Genomic DNA, 21,825 nt, shown 5'->3' on the forward strand with positions numbered 1-21,825 from the left:
GGAACGACCAGCATTGTCAAACCCAGGCCGTCCATCACCCGCAGGGCGTGCTCGAGATTGACGCCCTTGCCGTTCTCCAGCTTGGACAGCATGCCAACCGAGACGCCGCAATGTTTCGCCGCCTGGTCAATGGGCATCCCGTCCCCTGCGCGGGTGGATCGAATGCGGTCGCCCAGCTGGTGAATGGTGCGAATTGTCGCGCGCGACGGTGGCGTTGGATCAGGTAGTGGTCGCGGCATCGGGGCTCGTCCCATGAAGAAGGCAAGCCAGCGTGAAGGCTGCTGGCCGTATTGTTTCATTAAAGTGAAATTATAATCTGGATCGGGGCTGGCTGCCTTCTATGCCGAGGGGGAGCTGCGCACAACAGTTGATTAGGTAATCCTTAAATACTGAAAGTGCTTATGCATCATTTTCACACTCGCCTTTCCAGGGTCAGAAGCCATGACCTCGGAGATATAACCGGCTAGCTATGTGTAGCTATCTCTGGGCCATACCGACTGCTTGACATGCTAGTCCGATCGCCATTCCGGGCGGGTAAGCTCGTGCGGCCGGCACGAGGCTGGCTCGCACGCGTGTCCGTCTTCCACGCCAGCGCACCCATGTCACGAAAGTTCGTCGTCACACAAAGTGCGGAAGACCCATCTTTACTACACTTCACGGTTGCAGGCGAGGCATGGCGATTAATTGCATTTTAGCTTCGGCAAAACTCGCTGGTTTGTTGTTGTTGTTGTTGTTGTTGTTGTTGTTGTTGTTGTTGTTGTTGTTGTTGTTGTTGTTGTTGTTGTTGTTGTTGAAGATCGTCATTGTGCGAGCCGTGCGCAGCCATCCCGATGCGGTCGAAATGGGCCTCTGATCACAAATAGGCCGCGGTGTTTATTACTTCTTGGCTTATGTGTCAATTCCGGCTTTATCCCGGCACAACCCCTTCGTGCCCCCCGGGTCTCCTCCGCCGCCATCGCGCTGACGATCTTCGCCAACTCGTTCAACCGCATAAACGATACGGTGGTCGACTTCCCGCCTGTCAACTAAGCACAAGTGCACCACCGGCGTTCGAATCCGGCTCCGTGCTGTCCGGGCCTGTCGCCGACATTGCCGTGGCGACGGCCTCGGCGTGCTTACCGGCAGCGACGACGGCAAACCGCCGTGAGCACGCCGCTTCGCCATGCCTCATGGGAATGGGAGTTATTCGCCCGTGCCGGCTACCCGCGCGACAGGGGTTCACGGAAGATGGGTTCCACGACGAGCCGATCGCTCGCCTGCCCGGAAACACGACTTCCACCTACCTCAAGGAAATTCGCCATGTCGCTCCAGGAAAAACTCGACGCATTTAAGGCCGACTTCAAGGCGGGCAAACCGCCGTACAACGCGCCTCGCGAAATCCACCCGATCATGGAGCGCGCGACGGCCGAACTCATCGCCAGCGGCCAGGCCGCGCGCGCAATCAAGGCCGGCGACCGCGCGCCGCAATTCCGTCTCAAGGACCAGGACGGCAACGAAGTGTCGTCGGCCGACCTGCTCGCGAAGGGGCCGCTCGTCGTCACGTTCTATCGCGGCGTCTGGTGCCCGTATTGCAACCTCGAACTCCAGGCGATGAACGAAGCGCTGCCGCAGATCCAGGCGCTGGGTGCGAACTTAGTCGCGATCTCGCCGCAGACGGCCGTTAACAGTCGCAAGTCGGTGCGTACGAACAAGCTGGGCTTTCCGGTGCTGAACGATGCACGGGGCGAGACGGGTGCCGCATTCGGCCTGCGCTTCAACCTGCCCGACTACCTGGTCGACCTGTACAAGATGCTCAGGAACGACCTGCCTGCGTTCAACGACGATCCGAGCTGGACGCTGCCGATGCCCGCGCGCTACGTGATCGGCCAGGACGGCATGGTGCTGTATTCCGAAGTCAACCCCGACTACACGCATCGCCCGGATCCGTCGGAAATGTTCCCGGTCCTCGAAAAGGTCGCCAACATCTGATCGGTCGCCCGGGCCGCGCCGATGCAAGTGGCGCAGCTCATTCCCGCACCTTCCTGATCACCGGCGCGACCAAAGGCATCAGGCGCGCTCAGAGCGGCTCGTGCGCACCGGGCATCGCGTCATCGGCCGCTTTACCTCGACGGCAGTACGTCGATCGGGAAGGCGTCGTTCTGAGCGGCAATCAGGCAGCCGGCATGCGTTCACCGTCCGCGAGCGCCTGTTCGACGAACTCGACGAACGCGCGCGCCCTCGCCGTCACCAGCCGGCCGGCCGGAAACACGGCCCACAGATCGATCGGCGGCAACTGCCAATCGGTCAGCACGGCCTGCACGCGCCCTGACTCCAGCTCCGGCAAAAACATCCAGCGCGACGCGACCGCCAGGCCCATGCCGCCGAGCACGGCGGTCCGCATGCCCTCGGCCGCGCTCACGCGCAGCCGGCCCGACACGGTCACCGCGACCTCGGAACCGTTCTTGTTGAACGACCACGCTTCGCCGCCGCCGCGCTGCGAATAAACGATCGCCTGATGCCGAATCAGGTCAGCCGGCGCCCTTGGCACGCCGGCACGCGCGAAGTATTCCGGCGTGCCGACGACGAGCCGCGCGCTGCGCGCAATGCGGCGTGCGGTCATCGACGAGTCGAGCAGCGTACCCATCCGCAACGCCACGTCGGTGCCCTCTTCGAGCAGATCAATGTTGCGGTCGTCGAGCGCGAGGTCGATTTCCAGGTCCGGATGGCGGTTCAGGAAGGTATCGAGCCGCGGTAGCACGTGCAGGCAGGCGAACGACACGGCCGCGCTCACGCGCAGCTTGCCGGACAGGCTCACGGACGCGTGGCGGACGACCTGCTCTGCCTCGTCGGCCTCGCGGATCGCCAGCTTGGCATGGTCGTAGAAGCGCTGGCCGGCGTCGGTCATCGTCAGCCCGCGCGTCGAGCGCAGCAGCAGGCGCACGCCAAGGCGCTCCTCGAGCTGGGCGATCGATTTGGAAATCGCGGGCTGACCGAGATCCATCCGCTTCGCGGCCGCCGAGAACGAACCGGCTTCCACGACGCTGACATACGTTTCCATTGCCGCGAGTCGATCCATGTGCTGCATCTCCCTGTTCAAACCTGCGTCATTCCGAAGAAACTCGGCCGCCTGACCGTTCAGCCGCGGATGATGAACGACTGCGCCGAAACAGTACCCCGAGTCGCCATCGAACGCGGTCTGCCGGAACGGTTGAGGAGCGGCGCGCCGCTGGCGCGCTACGGTCGGACGACGTTCTATGGCTGTGATGCACGAGGGTATACGTATTATCCGTTCCGTCGGGAAGCATCGGCGGCGACGTCGGGACGATGAGTCCGGCCCGCTCGCGCGTACCTACAGGTTCGAAGGCCGTGGAGGCGCTGTTCTCGGCGGCATCCAGCCCCGCCAACTAGGCGATTTACTTGACCGGCGATCCACGTTCGCGGAAATAGTGAACGCGGCTCCCCAAAGGGCGTTGCTTGCGAACAACAGTGGGTGACATCCCCTCGCTCCTACTGGCTTTGATTTACGTTGGATCTCAATCCCGACGATTAATTGCGTTTACGGCTTCCCCTGCGTTCCTTAGGCTACATCTTGAAAAGTCGTCAGAGCATTTGCCGACCGATAGGTCCGACGACGAAATTCCCGACACCTCTGGGAAAACGTAGGGGCGGCACACATTCGACCTGATAATGATGAGTACGAACTATTGCGGTCCTTCGGCCGGTGATGGCACAGGAGGAGGCTTGAGCGTCTCCTCGACGAAGCTCACAAACGCCTTAGCCTTGGCGCTGCCGAGTCGGCCCGAAGGATAGACTGCCCATAAGTCGACGGCTGGCAAGTCCCACTCGGGAAGGACTCGCACCACTTCACCCGATGCAAGCTCGGGTGCGAACATCCAGTCCGTCGACACCGCCAGACCCATTCCAGCCAACACGGCAGCGCGAACTCCTTCGGCTGCAGTTATTCGTACTCGTCCCGCCACATCCACATCCACCGACTCTCCGTCGCGCTTGAACGACCACGCGGTCCCTCCGCCACCGCGGTCGTAGACCACGCATTCGTGCACTCCCAGTGCGCGAGGCGAGTCCGGTATGCCGGCACGGGCGAGGTAAAGCGGACTCGCCACGAGCATGCGGGAAAACTGCGCGATACGGCGCGCCGTCATCGTAGAATCGGCCAACTTGCCCAGGCGCAGGGCCACATCAATGCCCTGCTCCAAGAGATCAACGTTCCCGTCGTCGAGCAATAGATCCACAGTGAGCCTGGGATGCCTCGACAGGAAAGTCATGAGATGCGGAACGACCCGCATTCTCGCGAACGTAACCGTGGCACTGACGCGTAGCCGACCGGACAAGTCAGTGCTGGCCCCCTTGGCGGCCAGTTCAGCATCTTCCGCTGCTTGAATTGCTCGCCTAGCATGATCGTAGAAATTTGTGCCGGCCTCAGTCGGCGCCAGGCCGCGCGTCGAGCGAATGAGCAATCGCACACCCAACTCCGCCTCAAGCTGGGCGATAATCTTTGATACGGCGGGCTGACCAACGTTCAATACGCGGGCAGCACCAGAGAACGACCCTGATTCGACAACCGCGACCAGAGTCTCCATTGCAACCATTTTGTCCATCACCGTTTCGCAGTCGATGCTAGGAAGGCCGCCATTATGAGCGCCATTCTGATCGCTATAAAGTACAATGATCCGAGAGATAGGCATCCTCGCGCGCCGGCGGAATAGTCACCGCCAATGCTCCGCCAACGCCGCCTCATAGCAATGTGGTGCTCCGCCTCTTCGATACTTGCAAAGATGCGCAAGCAACGTTCGTAGTACATCGCACCCTCCCTCGTCACGCTCATATTCCGCGTTCTTCGGTGGACGAGCTTGACGCCAAGGCGGTCCTCTAGCACCTGCATCCCGCGTGAAACCGTCGACTTGGTTATCCCGAGTGATTCGGCTGCACGTGTGAAGCCGCCGAGCTCAACGATTCTCGCAAATATGCGCATCAAAATAGCTTGTCCATGGGTCGATTGCCAGAGATACGCGAACGAAAGGATAGCCTTGCTAGGGACACGTCATAGGTAGCGTGAACCCTACGCTCGGCCATAAGTGATATTCCCAGGAGAATATAGTGCGCGCCATTCCTGCGTGGAATAGAAGATAGTCTGGCTGACTCACTACTGGGCTTTGCCATCGGTCCCTACACTTCGGGCAACTTCCGGCAGCGCCGTGGTCTGTCGCCGCCGCCTACACAAGTCTGGAGTGATCCCATGATCAGAGAACATCAACGCAAATGGATCGCCGCGGCCGCCATCGTCGCCGCAGCGGGTATCGCAACGTCACTACTGCGTCCATGGCATGGAAGTGAGGCGATTGCAGGCACGCCGGCGGCATCCCCTCCAATGCCCGTCGAAGTCGCCCATGCAGTTGGAAGAACCATTACCGAATGGGATGAGTTCTCGGGGCGCATGGAGGCTGTCGACCGAGTTGAGATCCGGCCGCGCGTGTCCGGCACCATAGATACTGTCAACTTTCGTGAAGGCGCCACGGTAAAGAAGGGCGATCTGCTCTTTACCATTGACCCGCGGCCCTACGCGGCCGAGGTTGCACGCGCCGAGGCGGCGTTGGCCGCCGCGCAGGTTCGCGCTTCCCACGCGCAGGCCGAAAGGGCGCGCGCGCAACGGTTGCTTGATGACAATGCCATTTCCAGGCGCGAATACGACGAGCGCATCAACACCGCGAGCGAAACAGGTGCGGATGTGCGCGGCGCGCAAGCTGCCTTGGAGTCTGCTCGCCTCAATCTCGGCTACACGCGCATTGTCGCGCCTGTTTCGGGCAAGGTATCCCGGGCCGAAATCACGGTCGGAAACCTGGTGGCCGCCGGAGCGGCTTCTCCGGCTCTGACCACGCTCGTATCCGTCTCGCCGATCTATGCAAGCTTCGATGTCGATGAGCAGAGCTATCTGCGCTTTGCCGCACCAGGTGCGGGAGGCACAAGGACTGATCTGCCGGTCTATGTAGGACTTGCCAATGAGGAAGGGCATCCGCACACAGGACGCATTCTTGCCGTTGACAATCGCATGGACGTTCGATCTGGCACCGTACGGGTGCGCGCGGTATTCAGCAATGACGATGGCCACCTTCTCCCTGGGCTGTATGCACGAGTGAAGCTCGGTGGAGGCGTTGAACACCCGGCCGTCCTGGTCAACGATCGCGCGATTGGAACCGATCAAGGCAAGAAGTTTGTGCTTATCCTAGACAAGAGCAACAAGCTTGTCTATCGCGAAGTTGAGCTCGGTTCGGCGTTTGAAGGGCTGCGGGTCATCCGGGTAGGCATCTCTGCGGGCGAGGAAGTCGTCGTCAATGGCCTGCAACGCGTACGCCCTGGCGATACGGTAGCGCCGAAGCTGGTCAACATGGCCTATCGCAGTGAATTGGAGGACAGATCCAATTTGCAAAGCCGGAAGCTCGCCAGTGGTTCCGACGACAGCTCGCAAAGCGTCAAATCGAAAGGCTAGGTGCGCCACGCGCCAATGCCTGCACACGTCGTCGTAAATCTTTCTTCTCCCCATAGCTTTTGCCCAGTCTGGCGCCAGCCCCCGGGCAGAGCTTTGTCGAGGTCATTATGAATTTCTCAAAATTCTTCATAGACAGGCCGATTTTTGCCGGGGTCTTGTCCGTGCTGATCTTCCTGATCGGTGCGATCTCGATGGCAAAGCTGCCGATTTCCGAGTATCCAGAAGTTGTGCCTCCGACGGTCGTCGTGACGGCACAATTTCCTGGAGCGAACCCCAAGGTCATTGCCGAGACCGTAGCCACGCCGCTCGAAGAGCAAATCAACGGCGTGGAAGACATGCTTTATATGTCGTCCCAATCAACCAGCGACGGCATTCTGACGCTAACCGTCACGTTTAGGCTGGGCACCGATCCGGACAAGGCCACGCAGCTAGTTCAGAACCGGGTTGCGCAAGCGGAGCCGCGGTTGCCAGAAGACGTGAGGCGTCTCGGCGTTACCACAGTGAAGAGCACGCCTGCGCTGACCATGGTGGTGCATTTGGTCTCACCCAACGGCCGCTACGACATGAACTACCTGCGGAACTACGCACTGCTGAATGTGCGTGACCGTCTCGCGCGGCTACGTGGCGTCGGGCAGGTACGGATGTTCGGTGCTGGCGACTACGCGATGCGTATCTGGCTGAATCCGCAGAAGATGGCGGAGCGCAAGCTTGTTTCCGCGGACGTCATGCGCGCAATCCGGGAACAAAACGTCCAGGTCGCCGCAGGGGTCATTGGTGCGTCCCCGTCCCTACCCGGAACGGACTTGCAACTTTCCGTCAACGCCCAAGGTCGCCTGACGACCGTCGAGGAGTTCGGCGATATTGTTATCCACACCTCCGACACGGGTGGCGTTACTTACCTCAAGGACATAGCTCGAATCGAACTTGGTGCCGCTGAGTACGGCATGCGCTCACTTCTTGATAACAAATCAGCTGTTGCAATTCCGCTTTACCAATCGCCGGGCTCAAACGCCATTGATATCTCCAATCAGGTTCGCGCGACCATGGCGGAGCTCGCGCAAAGCTTCCCCGATGGCGTGGAATATCGCATTGCCTATGATCCGACGCAGTTCGTGCGGGCCAGCATCGAAGCCGTAACACACACTCTTTTCGAGGCCATTGCCCTTGTAGTGCTGGTGGTGATCCTGTTCCTGCAGACGTGGCGTGCGTCGATTATCCCCCTTCTTGCTGTTCCGGTGTCCATCGTCGGTACGTTTGGGCTGATGCATGCCTTCGGATTCTCGGTCAATGCACTCTCCCTATTCGGATTGGTCCTGGCAATTGGTGTGGTCGTCGATGATGCCATCGTTGTCGTCGAAAATGTAGAGCGCAACATCGCCGAAGGGCTGTCCCCCAAGGAGGCGACATACCGTGCCATGCGCGAAGTAAGCGGTCCGATCATCGCCATCGCTCTAACACTGATCGCCGTCTTTGTTCCCCTGGCGTTCATGACGGGGCTCACAGGCCAGTTCTACAAACAATTCGCGCTGACGATATCGATCTCGACCGTCATCTCGGCTTTCAACTCACTCACGCTGTCACCGGCACTGTCAGCCCTACTGCTCCGCCGCCATGATGCTCCGAAGGATTGGCTGACCAAGCTCATGGACCGAGCGTTTGGCAAGTTCTTCGCTCGCTTCAACCAACTGTTTGGAAATAGCGCGGAGCGCTATGGCAGTGGCGTCAAGCGGGTGGTGTCGCGCAAGGGCGCCGTCTTCCTTGTCTACGGAATCATGGTTGCGGCGACCTGGGGTATGTTCGAAATGGTTCCGAAGGGCTTCGTGCCGGCACAGGACAAGCAGTACATCGTGAGCTTTGCCAAGCTGCCGGACGGGGCAACGCTAGATCGTACCGAGGACGTGATCCGTCGAATGTCCGACATTGCGATGAAGCACCCTGGTGTTGAATCGGCTATTGCCTTCCCAGGGATGTCTATCAACGGCTTCGTCAACAGTCCCAATCAGGGGATCGTTTTTGCGACGCTCAAGCCATTTGATAAACGCAAGAGCAAAGATCTCTCTGGCGCCGCGATCGCTGAGCAACTCAATGCCAAGTACGCCTCAATTCAGGAGGCTTACATTGCGGTCTTCCCGCCCCCACCCGTTGAGGGACTCGGAACGATCGGTGGCTTCAAGATGATGATCGAGGATCATGGATCGCTGGGGTACGACGCGCTATTCAACGCCACCAAAGCGTTCATGGATAAGGCTCGCACCACGCCAGAGCTAACCGGCGTATTCAGCAACTATCAGGTCAACGTGCCCCAGCTTGATGTAAATCTGGACCGGGTGAAGGCCAAGCAGCTTGGCGTACCTGTCACGGACGTGTTCGACACGCTGCAAACCTATTTGGGGTCCGCGTATGTCAACGATTTCAACAAATTCGGACGCACATACCAGGTAAAGGTACAGGCAGATGCGCCGTTCCGGGCTCATGTGGAGGATGTGCTTCAACTTAAGGCGCGCAACACCGCCGGCGATATGGTTCCCCTTTCGTCGTTGGTGACCGTCAAGCAGAGTTTCGGCCCCGACAGCGTTGTGCGCTACAACGGATTCACGGCTGCCGACCTTAATGGTGGCCCAGCTCCGGGCTTTTCTTCCGGCCAGGCGCAATCCGCAGCCGAGCGCATTGCCAGCGAAACCTTACCGAAGGGCATCAAGTTTGAATGGACAGAACTGACCTACCAGGACATCCTGGCCGGCAACGCGGGCGTGTGGATCTTCCCGCTATGCGTATTGCTGGTGTTCCTAGTGCTGGCTGCCCAATACGAAAGCCTGACGTTGCCGCTGGCCGTGATCCTGATCGTGCCAATGAGCTTGCTGGCCGCCATGACCGGTGTTTGGCTGACGCGCGGTGACAACAACATCTTCACGCAGATTGGCTTCATCGTGCTGGTTGGGTTGTCCGCTAAAAACGCAATCCTGATCGTGGAGTTTGCTCGCGAACTCGAGCACCGGGGCCGCACTGTGGTCCAAGCTGCAATCGAGGCTAGCCGCTTGCGTCTGCGCCCGATATTGATGACCTCGCTCGCGTTCGTCATGGGTGTGGTGCCGCTGGTGGTCTCCACAGGCGCCGGCGCGGAAATGCGCCATGCCATGGGCGTGGCCGTATTCGCAGGGATGCTGGGCGTGACGTTCTTCGGCCTGTTTCTGACGCCGGTGTTCTACGTCGCGCTGCGTCTACTGGCCACCCGAAAGCAGCGCCGGGAGGCGGTTTCGGTGGTTACTTCGACCTCGCACGCCGTGCCGTCCGCAGAGTGATGGTGAAAGACATGCATAACGTGATGAAGCAATACCTGCCCAAGCTTTCCGTCGTGTCCGCCGCGCTGGTGCTGGCCGGTTGCTCACTGGCGCCAACCTACAAGGTGCCTGAGACGCCCACCGCCGCGACGTTCAAGGAGGCTGATGCGGCCGCTGCCGAGGGTGCGCAATGGAAGACCGCCACTCCGGCCGAGGGCCGGCAGCGTGGCGACTGGTGGAAGGTGTTCGGCGACGCAGAGCTTGACTGCCTGATCGAAGCCGCAAACGCCCATAACCAGGATCTGGCTGCCGCTGCGGCCCGCCTCAAGCAGGCGCGTGCGTTCACCGGCGCGACCGAGGCGGACATGTATCCGCAATTGAGCGTGGGCCTGGACCCGACCCGTTCGCAACCGTCGGCCGCCTCACAGGGGTTTCCTGATGGTACGCGGGTATCGCCCCAGACCGTTTTCAAGGCGCGCGCATTTGCCAGCTACGAGCTCGACCTATTCGGCCGCGTGGCCAGCAGCGTAAATGCGGCTCGTGCTGAGGAGAAGAGTGCCGAAGAGCTGTACCGTTCGGTGCAGCTCGCGCTGCAAGCGGATACGGCGCAAGCCTACTTCGGGCTGCGCACACTCGACAGCGACCGGGAACTGCTCAATGCGACTATCAAGCTGCGTGAAGATGCGCTGTCGCTGCTCCGCAAGCGCTATGAAGCCGGCGAAACCACTGATCTGGATCCGGCCCGTGCCGAGGCTGAACTCGGCACCGCGCGTGCTGACTTGGCCAGCATCGAGCGCCGCCGCGCCAACCAGGAGCACGCGTTGGCCGTACTGACCGGCGTAGCGCCGTCGCAATTCGGACTAGCCGCGAAACCGTTTGATACGCCGCCGGTTGCCGTACCAACCGGCTTACCGTCGGAGTTGTTGGAGCGCCGTCCCGATATCGCGGCGGCAGAGCGCCAGATGGCGGCCGCGAACGCGCGCATTGGCATCGCCAAGGCAGCGTTCTTCCCACGCATCTCGCTGACGGCCCTATTCGGCTTCGAGTCGGCGGATCTGTCGAACCTGTTCAAGTGGTCGTCGCGCACCTGGATGCTCGGGCCGCTGGTGGGCACTACCGTGGCGCAGACCGTGTTCGACGGTGGCCGCAACAGCTCGAACCTCGCCGGCGCCCGCGCCGCGCACGAGGAAAGCGTGGCCCGCTACCAGCAGACCGTTCTGGTGGCCTTCCGCGAAGTGGAGGACGGCCTGGCGGATGTACGCTGGCTCAGCCAGCAGGCCTCGGCACTGGACGGCGCACTCGCCGGCGCCAAGCGGGCGCAACGCGTCTCGCGCAGCCGCTACGACGCTGGCGCAGTCGACTATCTAACGGTAATCGACGCGGATCGCACGGTGCTGCAGTCGCAACGGGACGCGAATGCCGTAGCTGGACTACGGGCTTCGGCGACCGTTTCACTAGTTCGAAGCCTTGGTGGTGGCTGGGCGCCCACAACGGCGGACGCGGAAGGCTCTGGCACTTCCCATACGGTTCAGTGACCGCAGTCTAGGAAATCCTCCGCAAATGTAAGGGCTATGCTTACTAGAGATCTGCTCAGTACGGGTGCGTATCTGCATGCATTTGATGCGGTGCCAGACGGCATTCGGTGGACCGCGGAGCAAGTTAGAACCTCGCTTTGCGAGACACTGACACGGCGGCCCAAAGGGACACCAATTTGGCTGTTTGCATACGGCTCTCTGATATGGAACCCTCTGTTCAAGTTTGAGGCTAAGGAACGCGCGGTTCTTCACGGATGGCACCGAAGCTTTTGCATCCGCATAATTGCTGGCCGCGGTCAGCATGACAAGCCGGGTCGAATGCTCGCCTTAGAATCCGGCGGACGAACGGAAGGTGTGGCGTTCCGACTTTCCGAGAATGAGCTAGCGCGTGAACTTGGACTAGTCTGGACCCGGGAGATGGTAACCGGTGTGTATGTGCCACAGTGGTCGGAAATCTCCATGCCGGACGGTAGTTCTGCCTTGGCCATTGTCTTCGTGATGAACCACGATCATCCATTCTACGAAGTGGACTCCAGCGTTTCTTCTGTTGCCCCAGCAATAGCGGTTGCCTCGGGCAAGTTGGGAAGCAATGCAGACTACGTCTTTCGCTTGGATGACTCTCTTCGCGCCTGCGGCTTCCATGATCCATATGTTGCCGCAGTCGCGACGGCGGTAAAGGAAGCGCTGTAATTGCAAGAACGCAGACTATTGCGCTTGCCACGTCGGCCCGCGTGGCTGCACAAGGTATCCCTGCGTCGCAGCAGATGAGAGGACGCACCGTCAGGTCACGAACGGCAGCTTCTGGTCGCGGGCAGCGGCCAGCATCGAGAGCGTGATCTTTCGCACTTCCACCTTGCTCTGCGTGATATGCGCGCGTAGCAGGATTGTCGCCTCGGCGTGGCGGTTCCGCTCCAGGAGTTCCAGTAGTTTGCCGTGCTCGTCGTAAGTGGCGCTGGTCCGCTGGGGCTTCAGGAAGTCCAGCCGACGCATGATGCGAATCCGCTCTGTCACGTCGTTGTGCACACGCAGCATTTCCAGGTTGCCTGTGGCCGCGACCAGGCACCGATGGAAGTCCTCGTCCATTTCAAACATGGTCGCAGGGTCCGCTTCGCGATGCTCCGGGGTGACACACCAGACAGCCTTCAGCGCTTCCACTGCCTCCCGTCCATGCTCCACGGACAGGATCCGGTCCAGCGCAGCCAGCTCCAGAACGATGCGCAGGTCGTACAGCTGATCGAGTTGCTCGAAGTTGATCGGCGCCACCCGCCAGCCACGCCGGAACCCCACTTCCAGATAGCCCTCGCGCTGCAGCCGAAAGAGCCCATCGCGCATGGGTGTGCGCGAGACACCGTAGTGGGCGGCAATGCCGTGCTCGGAGAAGCGATCCCCGGGGAACAGGCGGAAGTTGAAGATATCGCTCTTGAGCCGCTGGTAGACCTGCTCGGCCATCGCATTGGGCGCGTTTGACGCTAGTGCTTCCATGAGTCCGTGAGAACAAATTGATTACGGCGCGGATTGGCCGATTATGCCTACTATTCCTCACTCCCGGCCCAGTCCCGGCCCCAGTCCCGGCCGCTAGGGCGCCGGAATCAGGCTGACATGGGCGGCAACGATTTTCCAGCCGGCACAGGAATCCCTCTCCGTGCCGACCCTGGCCCAGGTCTGCATCTGCCGGCCCAGCAATGGCGTGGCATCGCTGACAAACTCGGTGCTGATCGTGGCGTAGTCCGCGCCGAAGGTCGTCACCACGGTACGCAGCAGGCGCCGGCTGCGCGGCACGGGTTCGCACGCCTGCCGCCATGCGCGGATCGCGTCGCTGCCCAGCTGGACTTCGGCAATGCCGTAGCGCACCGTTTCCGGCGTGTCCCAAAACAACGCGTTCATGATGCCGATGTCGTTGTCGACCAGGGCCCGCTCATAGGTCTCAAATGCCGCCGACACTTGCGCGACGACCTCCGCACGGTTCACTTCCATTCCTTGCTCTCCCAATGCATCACTCCCACGCGGTGGCCAATGCCCGGAACGGCGCCGTCCAGCCAACGATTCCGCCCTGCGAGCGCACCATTTCCAGCGTGGCCTGCCGGAAGGCCGGGAAATAGCTTGCCGTGGCATCCTCGACCAGCAGGCACTCGTAGCCGCGATCGTTGGCCTCGCGCATCGAGGTCTGCACGCATACTTCCGTCGTCACGCCCGCGAAGACCAGGTGCGTGATCCCGCGCGCCCTGAGATGCTCGTCCAGCCCCGTCGCGTAGAACGCTCCCTTGCCCGGCTTGTCGATCACCAACTCCCCCTCGCACGGCGCCAGCGCGTCGACAATGGCGTTGCCGGGCTCGCCCCGCACGAGGATTCTCCCCATCGGGCCGGGATCGCCGATCCGCATCGATGGCGCGCCACGCAGACGCTTAGCCGGCGGACAATCCGACAAGTCCGGCGCATGCGATTCGCGGGTATGCACGACATCCCACCCTGCACGACGCGCCAGCGCCAGCAGCGCAGCCACGGTGGGCACGATGCCGGCCAGCATTGAGACATCGTTGCCTAGCGATGCCCCGAAACCGCCGGCCTCGATGAAATCGCGCTGCATGTCGATGGTCACCAGCGCGGTGCGCGCATCGTCCAGCCGCAACGGTGTCGGGAGCGCGTCCACGGTCTTCTCAGTGGGCAATGCGGCAAGCGGCTTCATGCGCTCAACTCCGGAACAATCATGGGCGCCACCGGATCCGGGCCAGGCGCATGGCCATGCCCCGCCATATGCCGGCCCAGTTCGGCACGCTCTGCACCGGCCGCCGTCGTCTCGAAAACGATCCGCCCTTCGGCCATCACCGCGATACGGTCCGCCAGGGCCAGCAGTTCGTCGAGGTCCTCGCTGACCAGCAGCACCGCCGCGCCGGCGTCCCGGGCCGCCAGCAAACGTGCGTGGATATCGGCAACCGATGCGAAGTCAAGGCCAAAGACCGGATTGGCGACGATCAGCACATCCACCGGTCGCCCAAGTTCGCGTGCCAGCACCGCGCGCTGCACGTTGCCACCGGAAAGCGTGCCGATCTGCTGCTCCGGCAGCGGCGGGCGTACGTTGAAATCGGCGATCAAACTGACGGCCCGCTCGCGGATCGCGGCCCGGTCCAGCAGTCCCCCGACGCGCTTCAGCGGCCGGCGGTCGAATTCCCGCAAGGCTAGGTTTTCGGCGACGCTCATCGTTGCCACGCAGGCGTTCTTGAGCGGCTCCTCGGGAATCGCATAGACGCGCCGTGCCGTCATCTGGGCGCGCGTGGCGCGATACGGCTGGCCGCCGACGGCCATCGCTCCCGCCGACAAGGGGCGCTGGCCCACCAGCGCCTCTACCAACTCCCGCTGACCATTGCCCGACACGCCGGCGATACCAAGGATCTCGCCGGCACGCACGGCCAGGCTCAACTCGCGCACCGCGGCATGGCCGCGCTCGTCGAACACCGTTGCATCGCGGACCTGGAGCCGGATCTGCGCCTGCGCATCGAGCGCCTTGCGCGCCGTGCGCCTCGCGTCGATGCCGGCAAGTACCCCCGTCGATACCTCGGTGTCCGAGGGCGCCGCCACCGCGGTGGCGCCCATCATCCACGCCGCCAGCTGCTCCGGGTTCGTAGCCGATACCCCGCTGGTGCCGACCTGCCGCCCTTTGCGCAGCACCGTCACGTCATCGGCGTAATCCATTACCTCGCGGAACTTGTGCGTGATCATCAGCACGGTCAGTTCGCCACGCGAGGTCAGCTCGCGCATCAGGCCCAGCACTTCGTCCGCTTCATGCGGCGTCAGGACCGAGGTGGGCTCGTCCAGGATCAGGAAGCACTGGCGCAGATAAAGCTGCTTGAGAATCTCCAGCTTCTGCTTCTCGCCCGCTGCCAGAGTCGCTACCTTGCGATCCAGCGGCAGGCGGAACGGCATCTGCTGCATGAAGGCGGCGAGTGCCGCTCGCTCGGCCGCCCAGTCCAGCTTCCACGGCAGCGCACCACGCGCCAGCAGCAGGTTCTCTTCCACCGTCAGCCCTTCGGCCAGCGTGAAATGCTGGTACACCATGCCAATGCCCAGCGCCTGCGCCGCGCGTGGCGAGTCGATGCGAACTTCCCGCTGCCGCGCAACGATCTGTCCTTCATCGAGCACCGAATAGCCGACCAGCCCCTTGACCAGGGTGCTCTTGCCCGCGCCGTTTTCTCCCAGCAGCGCGTGGATGGTCCCGGCTGCCACCTTGATCGACACCCCGTCCAGTGCCCGGAATGCGCCAAACGTCTTGGTGGCGCCAATCACTTCGATGCCAAGCGCCTGCGTGGCGTGCGATGGATGGCCGTTCATGGACGTTACGCCAGCGTCGCCAGCAGCGCGCGGGAATCCGACACCGTGCCGAACACGCCGCCCTGCATCGTGATCATGTGCAGCGCCGCGTCGTGATTGCTCAGATCGGTCGCGCCGCAGCAGTCGGACAGCAGCGTGCATTCAAACCCGCGGTCGTTGGCCTCACGCATGGTGGTATGCACGCAGACATCGGTCGTGATGCCGGTCAGGATCAGGTTGTCGATGCCGCGCGTGCGCAGGATCAGTTCCAGGTCGGTGGCACAGAAGGAGCCCTTGCCCGGCTTGTCGATAATGACTTCGCCCGGCAGCGGTGCCAGCTCCTCGATGATTTCCCAGCCCGGCTCACCGCGTACCAGCAGCCTGCCGCACGGGCCCGCATCGCCGATGCCGATGCCGTCGCTGCCTGCGCGGCGGCTGCGCCAGCGCTTGTTGGCAGGCAGGTCCGAGAGGTCGGGACGGTGCCCTTCGCGCGTATGGATGATCGTGAAGCCCTGCTCGCGCAAGGTTGCCAGCACGCGGCGGATCGGTTCGATCGGCGCGCGGGTCAGCGACAGGTCATAGCCCATGCGGTCGACATAGCCACCGAAGCCGCAGAAGTCGATCTGCATGTCGATGATGACCAGCGCGGTGTTGTCCGGGCGCAGGTTGCCGTCATAGGGCCAGGGATAGGGCTTGGCGTCGATGGTTCGGTTCATGTTCAGGATTCCATTTCTTGGAGGATGCATGGCCTACCGCGTGAGGCTCAGTTCGCCCGGCGCGCCAGCCAGCGCGCGGTTTGGACGGCAGCTGATGATCATGATCACCAGCGTCAGTACATACGGTGCGGCATTGAAGAGGTAGTAGCCGCTGGTGACGCCGATCGCCTGCAAGGCCGGCCCCAGTGCACCCGCGGCACCGAACAGCAGGGCGGCCCACAGGCAGCGCAGCGGTTGCCAGCGCGCGAAGATCACCAGCGCAACAGCCATCAGGCCCTGCCCGCTCGATAGGCCTTCGTTCCAGCTGCCGGGATAGACCAGCGAGAGGTAGGCCCCGCCGATGCCGGCAAGCAGCCCGCCGACCGCCGTCGCCGTGATGCGGATACGGGTCAGCGGATAGCCCATGGCACGCGCGGTCTCCGCGTGATCGCCCACCAGGCGCAGGACCAGCCCCCAGCGCGTCGCCCGCATGCCCCACTGCAGGACGAACGCGAGCACCACGCCGATCACGAACAGCAGGTTGATCCGCAGCAGCTGCTGAACCTGGACGGACGCGGCCCACTTGCCCAGTTCGAGCGAGGGCAAGGCCGGCGCCTGCGGTTCGATGAACGGCTTGCCGAGGAAGAATGCGAGGCCCGTGCCGAGCAGCATCAGCGCGATGCCGAAGGCGATATCGGACACGCGCGGCAGCGAACACACCAGGCCGTGGATGCAACCCAGCACCAGCCCCACCAGCGCGGCCGCCAGTACGCCGGCCCAAGGCGAGCCTGACAGGTATGACACGGCATACCCGCTCATGGCGCCGGACACCAGGATGCCTTCCAGCCCGAGGTTCACGCGGCCCCCCTTTTCGGTCAGGCATTCACCGAGGCTCACAAACAGGTAAGGCGTGCTGACACGGATCGCGCCGCTCACCAGCGACAGCATCAACACCATCCATGGCGATTGCAGATCAGGCATGGCGCGTCTCCAGCGGCGCCGGCTTGCCGGCGAACACAATGGCCTGCAGGCGAACGCGCCACGCGGAGATGCGTCCACCCAGCGCTTCCCAGGCGAGCAGGTTGGCAAAGAGCAGGCCCTGCAGTACCAGCGTGGTGGCATCCGGCAGTTCCAGACGGCGCTGCAGCAGGCTGCCGCTGGTTTCGATACCGCCGACCATCAGCGCGCAAGCGATGATGGCAAGCGGGTTCTGCCGGGCGGCAAAGGCCACGAGGATGCCGCTGTAGCCATAGCCCGCCAGCAGCGCGGCATTGGCGCTGCCCTGTACGGCGGCCACTTCGAACATGCCAGCCAGTCCGGCCGCTGCGCCACCCAGCGCGCAAGCCACCAGTGCCAGCCTGCCGACCGGCAGCCCGACCAGGCGCGCGGCACGCGGATTCCCGCCGGTCACGCGCATGGCAAACCCAAGCGAGCTGCGCCGGACCAGCACCCAGGCGCCGATACAGGCGAGCACACCGAACAACAGGCCCCAGTGCACATTGAGTCCCGGCAGCGTGCCAATCATCAGGGCATCGGGCACCGGCGCCGTCGAAGGCTTGTTCAGGCTTGCCGGGTCGCGCAGCGGCCCTTCCACCAGATGCTTGAACAGCGCAATCGCGATATAGGACATCAGCAGGCTGCTGATCGTCTCATTGACCCCGCGCCATTGCCGCAACAGGCCAACCACGCCGATCCACAGTCCGCCCGCCAGCATGCCAGCCAGCGCCATCGCCAGGGCAGCCAGCCACCACACGGTGCCCTGCGGCAGGCACTGCGGCACCACGGCCGCGGCCAGCCCGCCCAGCGCGAGTGCGCCTTCGCCACCAATCACAATCAGGCCCACCTGCGCGGGCAGCGCCACGCAGAGCGCAGTCAGCATCAACGGCGCCGCGCGTGTCAGCGTGCTCTGCCAGGCAAATGGCGTACCGAACGCCCCCTGGAAAATCAGTTGCAACGCCTCCAGGGAGGGAGCACCTTGCAGGGACAGGAACAGCGAGAAAAGCAGGAGCGTGCCTGCCACTGCCGCCACGGTGGGCAGCGCGGGCAGCACACCGAGCATCACGGCCGCCGAACTGGCATTGACGCGCATAGGAGTTACCTTGTGCAACATGGGAGTGGAGGGGGAGTTCGCCGCCTTCCGGTCAATAGATACAACGATTGCTGTTGTCAGCCCTGGCCGACGACACCGGCAACCAGGTAGTTCATGCTTTCGAGCGTGTAGTCTGTCTGCACGAGGGTGGTGCCCGCTGGCACCGCGGTACCGCCCTTGTTATCCTTCAACGGGCCCCTGAAGATGACGAAGTCGCCAGCCATCATCCTGGCCTTGACTGAATCGGCGTGCTGCTTCGCGGCAGCGCTCACCTTCGCGCCATAGACCGATGACCTTACGAAACCCTCCTTTAGCCCCCCTCTGAGCACGTTGGGCTGGGGCTTGCCAGCCTGCGCGTTGCCGACAAGGTCCTTGTACGGTGTGGCCCAATCCCACTCCGCACCGGTCAGGTAGCCCTTGGGGGCCAGCACCGCCTGGCTGGCGTGGTAGCCGCAGCTCATCACGCCGCGCTTCTCGGCCGTCTCGATCACGACCTTGGGGCCGTCGACGTGGCAGGTCAGCACATCGCAGCCCTGGTCGATCAGGCTGTTGGCGGCCTCGGCCTCCTTGACGGGCATCGACCAGTCGCCGGTGAAGATCACCCGCGTCGTGATGGACGGGTCCACCGACTGCGCGCCCAGCGTGAACGCATTGATGTTGCGCAGCACCTGGGGAATCGGCTTGGCCGCGACAAAGCCCAGCTTCTTGCTCTTGCTCATGTGGCCGGCCACAACGCCGTCCAGGTACTGGCTCTCGTCGATATAGCCAAAGTAGCTGGTGATATTGGGCGGGTTGCCCTGCTTCCAGAGTCCCCCGCAATGGGCGAACCGTACCTTCGGGTACTTGGCAGCCACTTTCAGCACGTGGGGATCGAAGTAGCCGAAGGACGTCGCGAAAATCAGCGATGCGCCGTCCTGCTGGATCATCGCCTCCATGGTCTTCTGTGCGGCGATGGTCTCCGGGACGTTCTCCTCTTCCACCACCTTTACATTCGGCAGCTTTCGAATGACGCTGGTCGCCGCAGCCTGCGCCTGGTTGTAGCCGAAGTCACCGCGCGCGCCAACGTAGAGTACGCCCACGGTGAGCTTTTCAGCGGCCAGGAGGGTTTCGAAAGGAAGCGCGCTGCCCAGTGAGAGTATGCTGGCCTGTTTGAGAAAGTCGCGGCGGTTTGTCATGGCGGTTTGCTTTTCGCAGGTGAGATGGATGGATGGAGTAATCAGGCGGCGGGCCCGGCGGGCGCCGCGGCTGAGGGGCTGCGCAGGTACGCCCGCCAGCCGCCGAAGCCCGTGATGTTGCGAGCGCCGCTTTCTTTCGAGAGCGCGATGGGCTCGCAGATAAAACCCTTCACACGCCGCCCGTCGGCAAGTTCGACTGAGCCGACACCGAGCGGCGCCGGCACGTCGGTCACGAACTTGCCGAACAGGCGCAGCGGCAGCTCCCACAGTTCGAGCTCGATGGCAGCGCCTTCGCCGTCCTCGGCTCGCGCAAGGCCAGGCTTGGGCGGCGTGGTCCCAGCCAGCGCATACAACCGGTAACACGGCGCGGTCGTGGTCGTTGCCACGTAGCGCGCGCCAGCTTCACGCAACTGCCAGTTCAGCGGCTGCCCGCGCAGATGCGCGCCCACCACGGCCAGGGTCACGGTCGGCTCGCTGGACGGCAGCGGCGTGTACTCCAGCCCCTCAGCCACAGACCGCTTGCTGAACAGCGCCTGGATCCGGGTCCCGAGCACCGCTAGCCGGTGATCCGCCCCCGAGGGCCCAATCAACGTGATGCCTGCCGGCAAGCCATCTGCGCGAGGAATGCATGGCACGGCCAGTGCGCACAGGTCGAGCAGATTGACGAAATTGGTATAGCGGCCAAGCTTGCTGTTCACGCCTATGGGGTCGGCCTTGACTGCCTCGATGGTCGGATGTGTCGGCGTGGTCGGCACGATCAGCACATCGATGTCGTCGAACAGGGCCCCGACCTGGCGCTTCAATTCCGCCAGGCGGTACTGACCATTGAAGGCATCCACGGCGCTGTACTGGTCGGCTTTGGAAATGACCGCGGCCACCACAGGATCCATCGCGAAGCGATGCGTATCGAAGAACGCACCAACCGCTGCGCGCCGCTCTGCGACCCATGGTCCGTCGTATAGCAGTGCCGACGTTTGCTGCATCGGCTGGAAGTCAACTGATGTGGGGAAAATTGACAAGCCTGTAGCCACCCCGTCCAGCGCCGCTGCAAACGCCCGCTCGGCATGCAAATCGCCTTCGAATTCCAGCGTATCGGGAACCCCCACGCGCATGGCGCCGCGCGGCAGACCGAGTGCCTCGATTCGACGCGAATAACCGTCCAGCTCGTCGGGAGCCGCAAGCTGCGCCATAACGCGCCACGCATCGGCGACGTCGTGCGCAAACACGGAAATGGTGTCCAGAGTGCGGCATGCCGGAACGACACCGCGCGTGCTGACCAGCCCAAGCGAGGGCTTCATCCCGACCAGGCCATTGAAGCCAGCTGGCACGCGGCCTGATCCCGCCGTGTCGGTGCCGAGTGAGAAAGCCACGCACCCCGCTGCAACCGCCACGGCGGAGCCCGAGCTGGATCCCCCCGAAACATGTCTCGCAGACGTTGTTTGTCGTACGGCGCCATATGGAGACCGTGTGCCAACCAGCCCCGTGGCGAACTGGTCCAGGTTGGTCTTCCCAACCAGGATGGCCCCGGCATCGAGCAGGCGCTGCACTGCAAAGGCCGAACTGTGCGGCACATAGGCGAATTCCGGGCAGGCCGCGGTAGTGGGGATGCCCGCTACATCGATGTTGTCCTTGACCGCGAACGGAACACCGAACAGCGGCATGCGCCCCAAGAGAGCGTCGCCCTCCTCGGCAAGCAGGGATTGCAGCGCGTTGGCGCGTGCCCGTAGGTCGGCGGCGGGGACGCGGTGGGTCCATGCCTCAGGTCGGTCCGCGACTTCGATCCGCCGCAGGACCTCGGCAACGCAGTCGATAGGAGTAAACGCGTGATGCGCGTAGCTTTCGAGCAGTGTGCCGATCGACATGAGCGGCACTGTGGTGGCTTGTTGGTTCATGCGTTCCATCTTGTATTCAAGATTGGACGCAAGCAAAGCAAAGGGTGTGCCATGGTCCGGTGCCTTGCACCCACAAGGTCTAGAAATCGTTATAAAACAACGGATTGCTGAACAGCAGGAACCCTGGGAAGCTGGCACGCATAGCGGAGAGTGTGTGCTACGCTGGCGTTCGTGGTGCATCGCTCCCTAATGAGGTGCACGCCCCCACCGAGCACTTGCGTGTGCAGATGCTCTTCCAGTCCCGCCTCGTAGTACCACCACGTCATGCCGTCCACTCCTGAAGCCGCATTGCGTTTGAGCGCATAAAGCGACTCCCGAAGCCGGTCGACCGTGACGTGGTGCAGAAGCGCGGTGAACCGCTCCTTCTTCCGCTGC

At 62.7% G+C, this 21,825-nt stretch carries 19 protein-coding genes; 5 read left to right on the top strand and 14 right to left on the bottom strand.

Annotation, left to right across the window (positions count from 1 at the left end; genetic code table 11):
* On the bottom strand, positions 1–299 hold a 299-nt coding region (locus RM96_RS40505), incomplete at its 3' end, for a helix-turn-helix domain-containing protein (RefSeq protein WP_338011401.1).
* Between the two features lie 355 nt (positions 300–654).
* Entirely contained in the window at positions 655–804 is a 150-nt protein-coding gene (locus tag RM96_RS39290) for a hypothetical protein (RefSeq protein WP_193752409.1), read from the bottom strand.
* Between the two features lie 495 nt (positions 805–1,299).
* Here RM96_RS39290 and RM96_RS07820 point away from each other — a divergent pair, with 495 nt between their 5' ends.
* Positions 1,300–1,968, top strand: a complete 669-nt coding sequence (locus tag RM96_RS07820; RefSeq protein ID WP_039009478.1) for a peroxiredoxin-like family protein — start codon at positions 1,300–1,302, stop codon at positions 1,966–1,968.
* A gap of 181 nt (positions 1,969–2,149) precedes the next feature.
* Here the strand turns inward: RM96_RS07820 and RM96_RS07825 are convergent, their stop codons facing one another.
* The 3 genes from RM96_RS07825 to RM96_RS40810 all read right to left on the bottom strand — a co-directional run bounded on the left by RM96_RS07825 (position 2,150) and on the right by RM96_RS40810 (position 4,972).
* Positions 2,150–3,055 carry a LysR family transcriptional regulator gene (locus RM96_RS07825; protein WP_039009495.1) on the bottom strand — a complete coding sequence of 302 codons (906 nt, stop codon included), beginning with the start codon at positions 3,053–3,055 and terminating at the stop codon, positions 2,150–2,152.
* Between the two features lie 625 nt (positions 3,056–3,680).
* Positions 3,681–4,598: a LysR family transcriptional regulator gene (locus RM96_RS07830; protein WP_039009479.1), complete on the bottom strand. Its 918-nt coding sequence runs from the start codon at positions 4,596–4,598 to the stop codon at positions 3,681–3,683.
* A complete protein-coding gene (locus RM96_RS40810) occupies positions 4,598–4,972 on the bottom strand; it encodes a LysR family transcriptional regulator (protein ID WP_039009480.1) in 375 nt (124 codons plus the stop codon). The genes RM96_RS07830 and RM96_RS40810 overlap by 1 nt, the downstream gene beginning before the upstream one ends.
* A 264-nt stretch (positions 4,973–5,236) precedes the next feature.
* Here RM96_RS40810 and RM96_RS07840 point away from each other — a divergent pair, with 264 nt between their 5' ends.
* From RM96_RS07840 to RM96_RS07855, 4 genes are all read left to right on the top strand, one after another.
* Positions 5,237–6,484 carry an efflux RND transporter periplasmic adaptor subunit gene (locus tag RM96_RS07840; protein WP_193752410.1) on the top strand — a complete coding sequence of 416 codons (1,248 nt, stop codon included), beginning with the start codon at positions 5,237–5,239 and terminating at the stop codon, positions 6,482–6,484.
* 107 nt (positions 6,485–6,591) lie between these two features.
* Positions 6,592–9,783, top strand: coding sequence for an efflux RND transporter permease subunit (locus RM96_RS07845; protein ID WP_039009481.1), 3,192 nt, complete (start codon positions 6,592–6,594; stop codon positions 9,781–9,783).
* Positions 9,784–9,794: 11 nt separating this feature from the next.
* Positions 9,795–11,297 (top strand): efflux transporter outer membrane subunit, encoded by a 1,503-nt coding sequence (locus RM96_RS07850; RefSeq protein WP_152624062.1) that lies wholly within the window; start codon positions 9,795–9,797, stop codon positions 11,295–11,297.
* A gap of 36 nt (positions 11,298–11,333) precedes the next feature.
* Entirely contained in the window at positions 11,334–11,987 is a 654-nt protein-coding gene (locus RM96_RS07855; protein ID WP_039009482.1) for a gamma-glutamylcyclotransferase, read from the top strand.
* Positions 11,988–12,077: 90 nt separating this feature from the next.
* Here the strand turns inward: RM96_RS07855 and RM96_RS07860 are convergent, their stop codons facing one another.
* From RM96_RS07860 to atzF, 9 genes are all read right to left on the bottom strand, one after another.
* A complete protein-coding gene (locus RM96_RS07860) occupies positions 12,078–12,779 on the bottom strand; it encodes a GntR family transcriptional regulator (protein WP_039009483.1) in 702 nt (233 codons plus the stop codon).
* A gap of 93 nt (positions 12,780–12,872) precedes the next feature.
* The gene (hpxZ, locus tag RM96_RS07865) at positions 12,873–13,271 is read right to left on the bottom strand and encodes an oxalurate catabolism protein HpxZ (protein ID WP_039009484.1); all 399 of its coding nucleotides are present in this window, start codon (positions 13,269–13,271) and stop codon (positions 12,873–12,875) included.
* A 19-nt stretch (positions 13,272–13,290) separates the two neighbouring features.
* Positions 13,291–13,980 carry a cysteine hydrolase family protein gene (locus tag RM96_RS07870; RefSeq protein WP_039009485.1) on the bottom strand — a complete coding sequence of 230 codons (690 nt, stop codon included), beginning with the start codon at positions 13,978–13,980 and terminating at the stop codon, positions 13,291–13,293.
* Positions 13,977–15,620, bottom strand: a complete 1,644-nt coding sequence (locus RM96_RS07875; RefSeq protein ID WP_039009486.1) for an ABC transporter ATP-binding protein — start codon at positions 15,618–15,620, stop codon at positions 13,977–13,979. Before RM96_RS07875 ends, RM96_RS07870 begins: the two co-directional genes overlap by 4 nt.
* Positions 15,621–15,625: 5 nt before the next feature.
* Positions 15,626–16,315 (bottom strand): biuret amidohydrolase, encoded by a 690-nt coding sequence (biuH, locus tag RM96_RS07880; protein WP_039009487.1) that lies wholly within the window; start codon positions 16,313–16,315, stop codon positions 15,626–15,628.
* A gap of 33 nt (positions 16,316–16,348) precedes the next feature.
* Positions 16,349–17,275 carry an ABC transporter permease gene (locus RM96_RS07885; RefSeq protein ID WP_039009488.1) on the bottom strand — a complete coding sequence of 309 codons (927 nt, stop codon included), beginning with the start codon at positions 17,273–17,275 and terminating at the stop codon, positions 16,349–16,351.
* Complete coding sequence (locus RM96_RS07890) at positions 17,268–18,383, bottom strand: ABC transporter permease (RefSeq protein WP_039009489.1); 1,116 nt, start codon at positions 18,381–18,383, stop codon at positions 17,268–17,270. The genes RM96_RS07885 and RM96_RS07890 overlap by 8 nt, the downstream gene beginning before the upstream one ends.
* Before the next feature lie 77 nt (positions 18,384–18,460).
* Positions 18,461–19,558 carry a BMP family ABC transporter substrate-binding protein gene (locus tag RM96_RS07895; protein WP_039009490.1) on the bottom strand — a complete coding sequence of 366 codons (1,098 nt, stop codon included), beginning with the start codon at positions 19,556–19,558 and terminating at the stop codon, positions 18,461–18,463.
* A 41-nt stretch (positions 19,559–19,599) separates the two neighbouring features.
* On the bottom strand, positions 19,600–21,450 hold the full coding sequence (atzF, locus tag RM96_RS07900) for an allophanate hydrolase (protein ID WP_443112243.1): 1,851 nt from the start codon (positions 21,448–21,450) through the stop codon (positions 19,600–19,602).
* Positions 21,451–21,825: the final 375 nt, after the last annotated feature.

The organism is Cupriavidus sp. IDO, assembly GCF_000812465.1.
Lineage (GTDB): Bacteria > Pseudomonadota > Gammaproteobacteria > Burkholderiales > Burkholderiaceae > Cupriavidus.

Excerpts from the sequence above, each read along its gene's own strand:
- RM96_RS39290 (WP_193752409.1), bottom strand. The coding sequence starts at position 804 with ATGACGATCTTCAACAACAACAACAACAACAACAACAACAACAACAAC.
- RM96_RS07820 (WP_039009478.1), top strand. The coding sequence starts at position 1,300 with ATGTCGCTCCAGGAAAAACTCGACGCATTTAAGGCCGACTTCAAGGCG.
- RM96_RS07825 (WP_039009495.1), bottom strand. The coding sequence starts at position 3,055 with ATGGATCGACTCGCGGCAATGGAAACGTATGTCAGCGTCGTGGAAGCC.
- RM96_RS07830 (WP_039009479.1), bottom strand. The coding sequence starts at position 4,598 with ATGGACAAAATGGTTGCAATGGAGACTCTGGTCGCGGTTGTCGAATCA.
- RM96_RS40810 (WP_039009480.1), bottom strand. The coding sequence starts at position 4,972 with ATGCGCATATTTGCGAGAATCGTTGAGCTCGGCGGCTTCACACGTGCA.
- RM96_RS07840 (WP_193752410.1), top strand. The coding sequence starts at position 5,237 with ATGATCAGAGAACATCAACGCAAATGGATCGCCGCGGCCGCCATCGTC.
- RM96_RS07845 (WP_039009481.1), top strand. The coding sequence starts at position 6,592 with ATGAATTTCTCAAAATTCTTCATAGACAGGCCGATTTTTGCCGGGGTC.
- RM96_RS07850 (WP_152624062.1), top strand. The coding sequence starts at position 9,795 with ATGCATAACGTGATGAAGCAATACCTGCCCAAGCTTTCCGTCGTGTCC.
- RM96_RS07855 (WP_039009482.1), top strand. The coding sequence starts at position 11,334 with ATGCTTACTAGAGATCTGCTCAGTACGGGTGCGTATCTGCATGCATTT.
- RM96_RS07860 (WP_039009483.1), bottom strand. The coding sequence starts at position 12,779 with ATGGAAGCACTAGCGTCAAACGCGCCCAATGCGATGGCCGAGCAGGTC.
- hpxZ (WP_039009484.1), bottom strand. The coding sequence starts at position 13,271 with ATGGAAGTGAACCGTGCGGAGGTCGTCGCGCAAGTGTCGGCGGCATTT.
- RM96_RS07870 (WP_039009485.1), bottom strand. The coding sequence starts at position 13,980 with ATGAAGCCGCTTGCCGCATTGCCCACTGAGAAGACCGTGGACGCGCTC.
- RM96_RS07875 (WP_039009486.1), bottom strand. The coding sequence starts at position 15,620 with ATGAACGGCCATCCATCGCACGCCACGCAGGCGCTTGGCATCGAAGTG.
- biuH (WP_039009487.1), bottom strand. The coding sequence starts at position 16,315 with ATGAACCGAACCATCGACGCCAAGCCCTATCCCTGGCCCTATGACGGC.
- RM96_RS07885 (WP_039009488.1), bottom strand. The coding sequence starts at position 17,275 with ATGCCTGATCTGCAATCGCCATGGATGGTGTTGATGCTGTCGCTGGTG.
- RM96_RS07890 (WP_039009489.1), bottom strand. The coding sequence starts at position 18,383 with ATGCGCGTCAATGCCAGTTCGGCGGCCGTGATGCTCGGTGTGCTGCCC.
- RM96_RS07895 (WP_039009490.1), bottom strand. The coding sequence starts at position 19,558 with ATGACAAACCGCCGCGACTTTCTCAAACAGGCCAGCATACTCTCACTG.
- atzF (WP_443112243.1), bottom strand. The coding sequence starts at position 21,450 with ATGAACCAACAAGCCACCACAGTGCCGCTCATGTCGATCGGCACACTG.